The 11,885-nt window shown below is 69.9% G+C and carries 11 protein-coding genes; 5 read left to right on the top strand and 6 right to left on the bottom strand.

Going from position 1 to position 11,885, the window contains the following annotated elements:
• Positions 1 to 23 precede the first annotated feature (23 nt).
• The 5 genes from ACK1X7_RS08255 to ACK1X7_RS08235 all read right to left on the bottom strand — a co-directional run bounded on the left by ACK1X7_RS08255 (position 24) and on the right by ACK1X7_RS08235 (position 6,408).
• On the bottom strand, positions 24 to 530 hold the full coding sequence (locus ACK1X7_RS08255; protein WP_385139835.1) for an inclusion body family protein: 507 nt from the start codon (positions 528 to 530) through the stop codon (positions 24 to 26).
• A gap of 4 nt (positions 531 to 534) precedes the next feature.
• On the bottom strand, positions 535 to 2,379 hold the full coding sequence (locus ACK1X7_RS08250; protein WP_390792630.1) for a thiamine pyrophosphate-binding protein: 1,845 nt from the start codon (positions 2,377 to 2,379) through the stop codon (positions 535 to 537).
• On the bottom strand, positions 2,376 to 4,415 hold the full coding sequence (locus ACK1X7_RS08245; protein WP_385139829.1) for a flavin monoamine oxidase family protein: 2,040 nt from the start codon (positions 4,413 to 4,415) through the stop codon (positions 2,376 to 2,378). Before ACK1X7_RS08245 ends, ACK1X7_RS08250 begins: the two co-directional genes overlap by 4 nt.
• A 524-nt stretch (positions 4,416 to 4,939) precedes the next feature.
• The gene (locus ACK1X7_RS08240; RefSeq protein ID WP_385139827.1) at positions 4,940 to 5,359 is read right to left on the bottom strand and encodes an SRPBCC family protein; all 420 of its coding nucleotides are present in this window, start codon (positions 5,357 to 5,359) and stop codon (positions 4,940 to 4,942) included.
• Positions 5,360 to 5,397: 38 nt separating this feature from the next.
• Complete coding sequence (locus ACK1X7_RS08235) at positions 5,398 to 6,408, bottom strand: aldo/keto reductase (RefSeq protein ID WP_398160513.1); 1,011 nt, start codon at positions 6,406 to 6,408, stop codon at positions 5,398 to 5,400.
• A 142-nt stretch (positions 6,409 to 6,550) separates the two neighbouring features.
• Here ACK1X7_RS08235 and ACK1X7_RS08230 point away from each other — a divergent pair, with 142 nt between their 5' ends.
• Positions 6,551 to 7,489: a LysR substrate-binding domain-containing protein gene (locus ACK1X7_RS08230; protein WP_385139821.1), complete on the top strand. Its 939-nt coding sequence runs from the start codon at positions 6,551 to 6,553 to the stop codon at positions 7,487 to 7,489.
• A gap of 2 nt (positions 7,490 to 7,491) precedes the next feature.
• Here the strand turns inward: ACK1X7_RS08230 and ACK1X7_RS08225 are convergent, their stop codons facing one another.
• Complete coding sequence (locus ACK1X7_RS08225) at positions 7,492 to 7,995, bottom strand: MarR family winged helix-turn-helix transcriptional regulator (protein ID WP_014059003.1); 504 nt, start codon at positions 7,993 to 7,995, stop codon at positions 7,492 to 7,494.
• A gap of 168 nt (positions 7,996 to 8,163) precedes the next feature.
• On the opposite strand from ACK1X7_RS08225, the gene ACK1X7_RS08220 reads away from it, so the two are divergent.
• From ACK1X7_RS08220 to ACK1X7_RS08205, 4 genes are all read left to right on the top strand, one after another.
• Positions 8,164 to 9,369: an MFS transporter gene (locus ACK1X7_RS08220; protein WP_385156355.1), complete on the top strand. Its 1,206-nt coding sequence runs from the start codon at positions 8,164 to 8,166 to the stop codon at positions 9,367 to 9,369.
• 49 nt (positions 9,370 to 9,418) lie between these two features.
• Positions 9,419 to 9,844, top strand: coding sequence for a GlcG/HbpS family heme-binding protein (locus tag ACK1X7_RS08215; protein ID WP_385156352.1), 426 nt, complete (start codon positions 9,419 to 9,421; stop codon positions 9,842 to 9,844).
• 50 nt (positions 9,845 to 9,894) lie between these two features.
• Complete coding sequence (locus ACK1X7_RS08210) at positions 9,895 to 10,719, top strand: aldo/keto reductase (protein WP_385156349.1); 825 nt, start codon at positions 9,895 to 9,897, stop codon at positions 10,717 to 10,719.
• Between the two features lie 146 nt (positions 10,720 to 10,865).
• The gene (locus ACK1X7_RS08205) at positions 10,866 to 11,882 is read left to right on the top strand and encodes a TIGR03571 family LLM class oxidoreductase (RefSeq protein WP_385156346.1); all 1,017 of its coding nucleotides are present in this window, start codon (positions 10,866 to 10,868) and stop codon (positions 11,880 to 11,882) included.
• Positions 11,883 to 11,885 lie beyond the last annotated feature (3 nt).

Here is an 11,885-nt window from a genome sequence, read left to right as displayed (position 1 = left end):
CTACCCGACCGCGGCGATGTCCCTCAGGCGCGTTTGTCGATGGTGATGAACGGGTCCCACTGGAAGTACCCCACCAATTTCTGCTCGCTGTCCAGAAGCTGGAAGAAGAAGCGGTAGGTGACCTGGCCGGTCTTCTTGACGTCCGCCTCCCAGTAGTGGTCCTCATAGTCCTGGGTCTCGAAATCCGGCTGGTCGGTGGCCCCGTCCTTCGGGATCGGGTAGGTGCCGTCGCCGATCACGATCCGCGGCTTGCTGATGAGCTGGTCGTTGCTCAGATACCGGTACAGCAAGGCGCAGTATTCGCTGTTGAGCGACAGCGTCGTCTCGCGCCACCGGATGATGTCCCGGGGGTTGGCCCGGAAGTTCAGCTCGGCCCCGGAGGTGCCGATGACGCGGTCCTGGCGCGTCGTCATATAGATCAGGGCGTGGTCGACCTGCGTCGGAGCGTCGGGGTTCCTCGATGCGTCGGGGTAGCGCTTGGCGATCGAGACCGCGTCGAACGCGATCATTACGTTGATGAATTCCGACATGTCCCTACTCCTCTTCCAGCTTGTATGCCATCGCCCGCGGGTAGTCGTGCCGCCGCAGGTGGACGCGGACCAGCAGCGGTCCGGCGTTGACCGGGTCGGTGGGGTCGGTGAGGCGGGCCAGCAGTTCGTCCAGGTCACAGACGTGGGCGAGGCTGACCCCGTTCGCCGGGGTCGTCTTGCCCGAGAAGACCTCCGCGAGGCGGTCGTAGTGCCACGGGTGGAGGACGTTGTAGAAGTCCGCGCCGTTGGTGCCGTCCGGGTCGCGGGAATCCCGGTCCGCGAAGTAGGACGGGCGCACCAGCATCTGCTCGATGCCGTAGAAGTGTCCGTTGTCCATGACGAACACCACCGACCGCAGCCCGAGCCTGGTGTGGGTGGAGATCTCCTGGCAGGTCTCCTGGAAGGCGCCGTCGCCGACGAACACCATCGGGCGGGCGTGGCCGCGCTCCGGGGCGAGCGCGGCACCGGTGGCCGCGCCGACGGACCAGCCGATGGACAGCCAACTGATCTGCGACAGGAACCCGCCCGCGGGCAGGCTCAGGTTCATCGAGCCGATGAGGGAGAACGCGGCGTCGGAGACGACCGTCCACTCCTCCCGGGTCTCCCGGCCCAGGAAGTGGTTGATCCGGTCGAACACACCGTCGTAGGTGAGCCGTTCGCCGGACCGGGACGACGAGCCACCGGCGCGCAGCGTGGCGCGGTGGTCCTGGAGACTGGCGGGCCGCTCGTCGGGCGCGCCCTGGTGGGCGTGGGCCTCGGCGTAGTAGTCGGCGGTCAGGCCCCCGGAGCCGAACCGCGCCACCAGCGCGTCCTGGAGGGCGGGGATCAGCCGGGCGAGCTGGACGTCGGGGAAGTACCGGGTGCCGACGCCGACTCCGCCCTGGGCGGCCATCACCCAGTCCGTGCCGACACACTGCTCACCATCGAGGTTCTTCGAGGTGGACCAGGCGCCGAGGCCGATCCGGCAGGTGGCCCAGTCCTTGAAGATCCAGTGCACATCCGGGTGGCTGGCCTTGCCGTTGTACACGCCGTGGAACTGCGGCCCCCGCTCGTCGACGACGGCCTTGGCGCCGACGGTGGTGCAGAACGGCACCCCGGTGGCCTGCGTCAGGTCGGTGAGCTGCCCATCGAGGCGGAACCGCTCGACCTCCTCGCCCGCCCATACGATCGGGCGGGGCCTGCCGTCCGGGCCGGGGTGCTCCTCGATCAGGTTCATGATCGCGTCGACCGCGCCCGCCAGCATGGTCTGGTTGCGCGCGCTGAACGGCCGCTCGCGGCGCAGCAGCGGCTCCTCGGCCACCGCACAGGGCTCGTCCCACAGGTCCTCCATGACCTCCAGATAGACGGGCCTGCGCTCGGACAGACAGGCGGTGAGCGCGGCGTCGATCTGGCCGGGGGCGAGACCCGGGTTGGAGATGACCTGCGCCTCCACGGTGACCTGCCGGTAGACATCCAGATTGCTCTCCCGGCGGGGGCTCATATGCGAGGTGAGCAGGCCCAGCGCACGGTAGTTCTGCCACTGCTCATAGGGCGGGCAGGCGTTGATGGCGACGAGCGGGACGTGTTCCACATAGGCGCCGCCACAGGCGTTCAGCAGATTGAACGCGCCGACGCTGTAGGTGACCGCGGCCGCGCCGATGCCGTGGAGGCGGGCGTAGGAGTCGGCGGCCTGGCCCGCGCCGCCCTCGGTGGGGGTGCCGACCCACTCGATGTCGCCCTCGGCCCGCAGCACGGTGAGGAACGGGCCGAGATGGTTGCCGGGCACACCGAACAGATGGGTGATGCCCAACTCGGCCAGCCGGCGGGCCAGGTAGCGGGCGACCGTGCACTCGGGGGTGATCTCGGTCATGAGCGGCCGCCCTGGTCCGGGCCCGGGGTGGTGACGGGCGGGGCCTGGTGGACGGCGATGGCGGCGCGGACGGCGCTCTCCAGGGCGCCCTCGATCCAGGCGTGCTTGAGGGAGGTGTGCTCCCCGGCGAAGTGCACGGGGCCCTCGGGGCGGGAGGCGTCCAGATGGAAGCTGGTCATCTGGTGGGCGGTGTACGTGGCGGCCTCGCCGAAGGCGTACGGATCGCGGGCCCAGCTCTTGGTGGTGCCCCGGCCGGTGAAGAACACCTCGATGCGGCGGCCGTGCAGGGCCTGGAGGTTCCGCAGGGCGTAGACATAGCGCTCCGCCTCCCGCATGGAGTCCCAGCGCGAGGCGTCGTCGGACCAGGAGTACGAGGCGAGCACCACGCCACCGGTGCTGCCCTCGACCGCGTGCGAGGGGTAGTACATGAACCGGTTGGGGTTGTCGGTGGCCGAGCCCCCGCCGAAGCAGTGGGTGGCGGGCCGGACGGCGGGGCCGCGCAGCGGCATGGTGCTGTTGAACTGCCGCACCTCGTCGGTGACACCGCTGTCCTTGACCGCGGCGCCGAGCAGATCGGCGATGCCCGCACCGGCGAGCGCGGGGGCGGGAGCGGCGCCACTCTCGCCGCCCTGCTGGTAGTACTCGTAGAGGCCCGGTGCGATGCTCGCCAGCTCGTTGCGCCAGTCGTCCTCGGTGAACTCCCACCACCGGTGGCTGAACTCCAGCAGCACCTTGGTGGCCTGGTCGTAGTGGGTCTCGATGATGGCGCGGCGCTTCTTGTACGACATCGAGGGGACGATCTCCACGAAGCGCAGCGTGGAGAACGGGATGGTGACGATCGCCAGGTCCGCGGTCCACAACTGGGTCGGGCCCGCCGGATTGTCCTCGGCGACGGTCTGCACGGCCACGCCCCACCCGCCCGGTCCGACGGCGCCGGTGCCCCCGGGGACGGAGTCGCGGCTGGGGTCGTCGTACTCGAGGCGGATCATGCGGTGGCCGAATCGCACCTCGTCGCGCAGACCCCGGTGGAGGGCGTCGGGCAGCCGCCAACTGCCGCCGGGTATCTCCCAGTAGCGCACGCCGGGGCTGATGTCGGTGTGGCTCAGGAAGCTGTGGAAGAAGGAGAGATGCAGCCGCGAGGACATGTTCTCCAGCGTTCCGACGGCCTCGATCGCCTCGTCGCTGAGCCCGGCGTAGTCACGCAGGAAGCCGCCCATCGAATAGCCGTCGAAGTCGCGGATCACCCGGGCCCAGCCCTCGACCCACTGGTCGAACGGCTTGTTGACGCGCTGCCCGTCCACGATGTCGGAGTAGTGGTCCCGCACGCTCTCCAGCGCGTCGTCGACCATCTGCACGGCGGGTGCGCGGACCTCGTCGTCGGTGAGGTGGAAGCCCTCGTTGATCCGTTCCGGGGTGGCGGCGTAGTCGGCGCGCCGCACCTGGACGCGGTTGGTGCGGATCCAGGTGTTGCCGCGCTTCTCGGGCTCGCGGAAGTCGGGGCTCTCATCGCCGTAGCTCCAGGTGCGGCCGGTGAAGGAGGTGTATGTCACCGGGAGGGCGGGGACATCGGGGCCGCTGCCGGTGGTGGGGTCGATATCCACGTTGTAGAACTGCCGGCGGCCGAGCCCGAGTTTGTCGACGAGGGCGAGGACGAGCGGATGGAAGTCGGGCAACCGCATGGCCCCGGCCTCGGCGTACTGGGCGGGGTCGTCGAACGGCTGATGGTGCTTGGTGGTGCGGAAGGTCTTGATGCGCCCGCCGACGCGGCCGGCGTTGGCCTCGAGGATGGTGACGTCATGGCCCGCGTCCTTGAGCAGACGGCCGGCCACGAGGCCGGTGATACCGGCGCCGATGATGAGGATTTTCTTGCGGGGGTGGCGGGTGGGACCGAGGCGGCCGGTGTCGATCAGGGTATGGAGATATTCGAGTTTGAGGTCGGAGTTGTCCGGCCCGATGAGGAGGAGTTCGCGGGCCAGCCTGAGACACGTCTGCCAGCGGGCACGGGTGGCGGAGTTGTCGCGGGGAGCGTCGGTCATAGCTTGCGATCGTAGATATGCAGAAACGATTTAGCGATTCTTCGACTTAGTAATGCATTGGTAAAGTCCAAAAACTTGGGACCTCGCGGCCGACGGAATTTCGACTTGCCGGATTTCCCTTTGCGGAAAGCCCAAGATCCGGATGGGGTGCAAGCTCTACCAGGGACGTAGGGGGTGGCGGGGGCGATGGAATGCCGGAGTGCTCATGTCGCGGTGAACTGAGTGGTCATCGCACCGACATGCGCAACGGGTCCGGATCGGCCACGCCGAAGCCGTGGAAGGATGTCGAACTCCTGCCCGATAAAGGCAGGGGAGAAGTCGCAGCAACACCTGTGGCCGCTCGGGTGCCCTTCAGAAACCCATTTCGGCGAGGTGGGCGGGACGTCCGTACGAGTTTCAGGCCGCCGAGGACATGGCGTGGGAGAAACGAAGTGGGCGGGCTTCCGGCCCACCGGCCCGCCGGAAACTCGCCCATCTGTTCGCATGGAATTTCAGTTCGAAATCGTCATCGGCCCGTCAGGCGGTCAGCCCTCCAGGGTCTTTCGCAGGGCGGCGAGACCGTCCGCGTAGATGCCGTGGAAGAGCGCGACCGCTTCGTCCTCGCTGACATCGGTGGGGGTGAACGTCCCGGACCACTCGACATGCGAGGCGCCGGACCGGCCGGGGACCTCGCGCACGGTCAGGGTGGACAGGTAGTCGGTCACCGGGAACGGCGCGTCGAGGATGGCGTAGCTGTACGAGCGCGCCGCGTCGTCGAAGGCCACGAGCCGCTCGACGATCACACCGCCCTCCTCGTTGCGCAGATGGCGGACCCGGCCGCCCTCGGCGGGGACGCTCTCCGAGATGTACGGCAGCCAGTCGGGCAGCGAGTCGAAGCCGCCGATGAGCTGCCACACTCGCTCGGGCGGTACGGGCAGGTCGAGCGACACGGTGGTGGAGGCCATGGAAATGCTCCTGTCGGGATGGGAGACGGGAGGGTGGATCAGTCGGTGGGCAGGGGGGCCGGCGGGGAGACCAGCCCGGCGTCGCGCAGCTCGGTCCAGAACGCCGCGGGGACGGTCTCGTCGAGGGCCGCGACGTCCTCGGCGATGCGGCTGGGCCGGGTCGCCCCCGGGATCACGGCGGCGGTCGCCGGATGGGCGAGGGCGAACTGAAGGGCGGCCGCCTTGACGCTGACGCCGTGCCGCTCGGCGAGCTCCTTGATGCGCGTGACCTTCTCGACGATGTGCGCGGGCGCGTCCTGGTATTCGAAGTGGGTGCCGCCCGCGAGGATGCCGGAGCTGTACGGGCCGCCGACGACGAGGTCGACGCCCTGGCCGACCGCCGTGGGAAGCAGCCGCTCCAGGGCGCGGTCGTGGTCCAGCAGGGTGTAGCGCCCGGCGAGCAGGAAGGCGTCCGGCTTCGGCTCGTCCAGGTCGAGGGTGAGCTCAATGGGCTCGACACGGTTGACACCGAGTCCCCAAGCCTTGATCACGCCCTCGTCGCGCAGCCGCTGGAGGACGCGGAAGGCGCCGGTGCGGGCGGTCTCGTAGACGGCGAGCCAATCGTCGCCGTGGAAGTCCTGGGCGACGTCGTGGACCCAGACGATGTCGAGCCGGTCGGTGCGCAGGCGCCGCAGGCTGTCCTCGATCGACCGCAGGGTGGCGTCGGCCGTCCACTCGTGCACCATCTTGTTGGGACGGCCGTGCTCGAACAGTCCGCCCTTCTCGCCGAGGTCACGGGCGGCGGGGTCCTCCACCTCGTCCAGGATGACGCGACCCACCTTCGTGCTGAGCACGTACTGGTCGCGGGGGCGTCCGGCGAGCGCGTCGCCGAGGCGTATCTCCGCCAGGCCGGCGCCGTAGAAGGGGGCGGTGTCGTAGTAGCGGATGCCGTGGTCCCAGGCGGCGTCGACGGTGGCGGCGGCCTCCTCGGTGGAGACGTCGCGGAACATGCTGCCCAGCGGTGCCGTGCCCAGGCCGAGACGGCCGGGGAGCAGGGACTTGATGGTCATGAAAGGTCCTTGCGAAGAGTGCGGAAGTGGGCGGGCTCACGGCCTTCGGCCGGTCCGCCGTTCTTTCGTCTTCGACAGTAGGATTGCCACTTCAGACTGTCCAAGACTCTCTTGGATAGAGTTGAGTCCTCGGAGGTCTTACGTGCTTGACCTGCGCCAACTGCGCTACTTCGTCGCGGTGGCCGAGACCGAACACGTCGGCCGCGCCGCCGAGCAACTCCATATTTCGCAGTCTCCTCTCAGCCGGCAGATCGCCCAACTGGAGAAGAACCTCGGCCTCACCCTGTTCGAGCGCAGCCAGCAGCGCATCCGGCTCACCCGCGACGGCGCGATCTTCCTCAGTGAGGCCAGGGCCCTGCTGCGCCACGCCGACCGGCTGGAGAACCTGGGCCGCCGGCTGGGCAGAGGCGAAGAGGGCGGCCTGTGCATCGGCTATGTCGCCGACGCCATGCACACCGGTGTGCTTCCGGGGGCGCTGCGCCGGCTGAAGGAGGAGAGCCCCGGCATCCATGTGGCGCTGTACAGCATGCCCGCGGCCGAGCAGTTCGAGGGACTGCGCCAGCGCAGCCTCGACATCGCCCTGGTGCGGGAGCCACCGGACCGCGACGACCCCGTGCTGCGGGCCGCGCCACTGCTGGAGGACCCGTTGCTGCTCGTCCTCCCGGCGGGCCACCCGCTGGCCGCGCGCGAGACCATCCCGGCGCGGGAGCTGGACGGCCAGCCGTGGATCGCGGTCGAGGAGCCGGGCGACCCGGTGTGGCGGGACACCTTCGTCGCCGCGTGTGTCGCCTCGGGCTTCACGCCCGACATCCGGCTCGATGCCGCGGACCCGCTGACCGCACTCGGACTGGTGGCCTCCGGTCTCGGGCTGGCGCTGGTGCAGAAGAGCATGGTGCGCGGGGCGACCGACGCCGTGGCGGTGCGCACACTTCCCTGGCATGAGGCGTCCGTTCACCTGTGGGCGGTCTGGCACCACATCGATCTGCGGCCGGTCGTCGCCTCGTTCCGCGAGACGGTGCTCTCGGACGAGCGGGAGATGGGCGCGGGGCCACTGCCCGGTGGGCTCGCCCCCGGGGTGTGAGGTCAGCCGGGGAGCCCGCACCCCGGAATCCGGAGTGACGAAGCGTCAAGGGGCGATGCCTCCAATGACGCCACGGCCGCGACCAGGGTGGTGAGCCTCGGGTCCCGGCCGGCCAGGTCGAGCGCTTCGCGCAGGGCGCCTTCGTATGTCGGCCGGGCCTGGCGGAGCAGTACCAGACCGGCCTCGGTGACGTTGGTGTAGATCCCGCGCCGGTCGGTGGGACACAGGTAGCGGGAGAGGAGTTCGCGGTCCTCGAGCCGGGTGACCAGGCGGGTGGTGGCGCTCTGGCTGAGGGCGACGGCGTCGGCGACCTGCTTCATCTGCAGATGGCCGTTCTCCCCGTCGTGCTGTCGGCTCAGGACGTCCAGAACCGCGTACTCGCGGGCGCTGAGCCCGTGGCGGGTGTGAAGGGCCCCCTCGAGATGCGTCTCGATCCTGCTGTGCAGCAGTGACAGGGCGCACCAGCTCTGGGCAAGGGGAGTGGCGGCGAGGTCCGAGGTGGTCATGGGTGCCTCCTGAGTGGGGCGGGGCGAGTCGGGACGGGGCGGGGGCCCCGCGGCGGTGACGGTGACGTGATACACAGCCCGAGCAATATAGCGCGCTTGCAATTAGTGTGTATGCAAGTATCGTGGACGCTCGTAAAGGGCGGTAGCAATCACTTGGAGTGAACTTTCATGCCCATCGCACTGCTGGCCCTCGCCATCGGGGCCTTCGGGATCGGAACCACCGAGTTCGTGATCATGGGGCTGCTGCCCGAGGTCGCCGGGGACTTCGATGTGTCCATCCCCACCGCCGGGTTCCTGGTGACCGGCTACGCGCTCGGCGTCATGGTCGGCGCACCGCTGATGACCGCGCTCGGTACGAAGATCTCCCGCAAGCACATGCTGATGCTGCTGATGGGGCTGTTCGTGGTGGGCAATCTGCTCTCCGCGCTCGCCCCCGCCTTCGGCGTGATGGCCGTGGGACGGATCGTCGCCTCCTTCGCGCACGGCGCGTTCTTCGGCATCGGATCGGTCGTCGCGGCCGACCTGGTCGCGCCCGAGAAGAAGGCCGGAGCCATCTCGATGATGTTCACCGGCCTGACCGTCGCCAACGTCGTCGGCGTGCCGCTGGGCACCTCGATCGGCCAGTCGCTGGGGTGGCGGACCACCTTCTTCCTCGTCGCGGGGCTCGGCGTGGTGGGCCTCGTGGGCATCGCCCGGCTCGTTCCCGACATCCCCAAGCCGGAGGGTGTGCACCTGGTCCATGAGCTGGCCGCCTTCCGCAACGCGCAGGTGCTGCTGGCCATGGCGATGACCGTGCTCGGCTTCGGCGGTGTCTTCGCCGCGATCACCTACATCGCGCCGATGATGACCGAGGTCGCCGGCTTCGCGGACTCCTCCGTCACCTGGCTGCTGGTCCTCTTCGGGCTCGGCATGGTCGGCGGCAACCTCCTCGGGGGCCGGTTCGCCGACCGGGCGCTGATGCCGATGCTGTACGTGTCGCTGGGCGCGCTCGCGCTGGTCCTGGCCGCGTTCACCTTCACCGCCCACAACAAGATCGCGGCCGCCATCACCATCGCTCTCGTCGGCGCCCTGGGCTTCGCGACCGTGCCCCCGCTACAGAAGCGGGTGCTGGACCACGCGGCGGGCGCCCCCACCCTCGCCTCCGCCGTCAACATCGGCGCCTTCAACCTGGGCAACGCGCTCTCGGCCTGGCTCGGCGGCCTGGTGATCTCGGCCGGACTCGGCTACACCGCCCCCAACTGGGTCGGTGCCATCCTCGCCGCATCCGCCCTGGCCCTCGCCGTCCTCTCCGCCGCCCTGGAGCGCCGCGACGCCCGCCACATCCACGACGGCGCCACCACCGAGCCGGCCCGTGTTTCGGCCGCCCGGCACTGAGCTACCCGTCACCGAACACCACCACCACCTTCAAGGAGACCAACCCGCCATGAGCACCACCGTGACCGCCGTCGCCCCGCTGACCACTCAGGACGCCGAGGCTCTCCTCGAGGCCGCCCGCGCCGCCGCCGAGGCGGCCGGGGTGACGGCAGCGATCAGCGTCCTCGACGCCGGTGGCCACCTCCTGGCCTTCCGGCGCGACGACCGGGCCGTACTGATCGCGGGGGAGACCAGCACCCGCAAGGCGTTCACCGCGCTCCAGCTCAACGCCCCCACCGCGGACCTGGTCGACGCGGTCCAGCCCGGAGGCGCCTTCCACACCCTGCCCACCGCCCTGGACCGCCCGCTGCTGTTCCTCGCCGGTGGCGTCCCGGTCCACCGCGACGGCCGGCTGATCGGCGCGATCGGGGTGGGCGGCGGCGCGCCCGAGCAGGACCACGGGATCGCCACCACCGCGCTCGCGACTCTCGGCTGACCCCGAACCACCACACATACCCGCAAGCACAAGCGAACCGAGAAGGCACCATGACCTCCGTACCCAACCTCACCCTCCACACCGGCCTCGAGATCCCGCAACTGGGCTTCGGCGTCTTCCAGGTGGCGGACGAGCAGACCACCGACGCGGTGCGCTCCGCCATCGAGGCCGGCTACCGCAGCATCGACACCGCGGCCATCTACGGCAACGAGGCCGGGGTCGGCCGTGCCCTGGCCACCTCCGGCGTCCCCCGCGAGGAGCTGTTCCTCACCACCAAGCTGTGGAACGCCGACCAGGGTTACGACTCCACCCTCGCGGCCTTCGACGCCAGCGTGGCCAAGCTGGGCACCGACTATGTGGACCTCTACCTGATCCACTGGCCCACCCCCGCCCGCGACCTGTACCTGGACACGTGGCGCGCCCTGGAGAAGCTGCTGGCCGACGGCCGTACCCGCGCCATCGGCGTGTCCAACTTCCAGCCCGCCCATCTGCGGCGGCTGCTCGACCACAGCGGTGTGGTCCCGGTCGTCAACCAGGTCGAGCTGCACCCCTACCTCCAGCAGGGAGAGCTGCGCGACTTCCACGCCCAGCACAAGATCGCCACCGAGGCGTGGAGCCCGCTGGCCCAGGGCGCCCTTCTCCAGGACCCCGCCCTCGCCGCGATAGCGCAGCGGCACGGCAGGACGCCCGCCCAGGTGGTTCTGCGCTGGCATCTACAGCTCGGGAACGTCGTGATCCCCAAGTCCGTGACCCCCGCCCGCATCCGGGAGAACATCGACGTCTTCGACTTCACCCTCACCCCTGAGGACATCGAGGCGATCAACGCCCTCGACCGTGGCGAGCGCACCGGGCCCGACCCCGACACCCTCAACTGACCCGACGCCACTCCTCTCGACCGCGCCGCTGTGGCCGTGCTCATCAGCCGGCCGCGGCGGCGCGGCCCGTTCCCGCCCCTGATTCCCTTCCGCCTCACCTCCGTCTCACCCCCGATTCCCCCTCTCCTGGAAGCCGTCTTCGCGTCATGTCCACTGCCCTGAGCCGCCTGACACACCCCCACGGCGGACGCCTCACCCTCGGCCTGGAACTCCCCCTGGACAACGACTGGGGACAGTCCCGGTTGGCCACCGACCGGAAGGCGGGCCGCCCCTTCGGTGTGCCGTCCCTCGACGCACACGCCCAACTCGCCCGCCTCGCCGACCAGTCCGGATTCGCCGCCCTGTGGGTCCGCGACGTCCCGCTGTACGACCCGGTGCACTTCGGCGACGCCGGGTCGGTCTTCGAAACCTTCACCCACCTGGGCCACCTCGCGGCGATCACCGAACGCACCGTCCTCGGCACCGCGGCCGTCGTCCTGCCACTGCGCCGGCCACTCCTGGTCGCCAAGGCGGCCGCGACCGTCGACGTACTGTCCGGCGGGCGCTTCATCCTCGGCCTGGCCAGCGGCGACCGTCCCGTCGAATACCCGCTCTTCGACGTCGAGTTCGCCAGCCGCGCCGAAACCTTCCGCAACGGCGTCGAGGTGCTGCGCACCGCCTGGTCCACCCCGCCACCCGGCCAGGGGCTGGAACTGCCACGGCTCGGCCTCACCGCCGACCGGCAACTCGATGTGCTGCCCAAACCCACCGCCGGGACCATCCCGATCGCGGTCGCCGGCAATGCCCAGCAGAGCCCGGAGTGGACCGCCGAACACGTCGACGCGAGCCTCAACTACCCCCGCGACCTCGGAGCGCTCCGCCTGAAGACGGAGAAGTGGCGGCGGCTGACCGCCGACCACCCCAAGCCCTATCTGACCCCGATGATGCTCGACCTCCTGCCCGACCCCGCGGCCCCCGCCACCGCCATCCGGCTCGGACTCCGCACCGGCCGGGACGGCCTCGTGGAACACCTGGAGAAGATGTCCGCCCTCGGTGTCGCGCACGTCTCGTTCAACCTGCGACCGGGCGACCGCCCTGTCGAAGACGTACTGGCCGAGCTCACCGACCACGTACTGCCGCGTTTCCCCGCACCGGTCGTCGCCGAGGGGTCCGCGGCGGGGTAGGTC

Origin of the sequence: Streptomyces sp. CY-1, from assembly GCF_047218265.1 — a bacterium.
In the GTDB taxonomy this organism is placed as follows: domain Bacteria; phylum Actinomycetota; class Actinomycetes; order Streptomycetales; family Streptomycetaceae; genus Streptomyces; species Streptomyces niphimycinicus.
The sequence above is the reverse complement of the archived record's forward strand: the minus strand, read 5'-3'. Positions and strand labels throughout refer to the sequence as shown.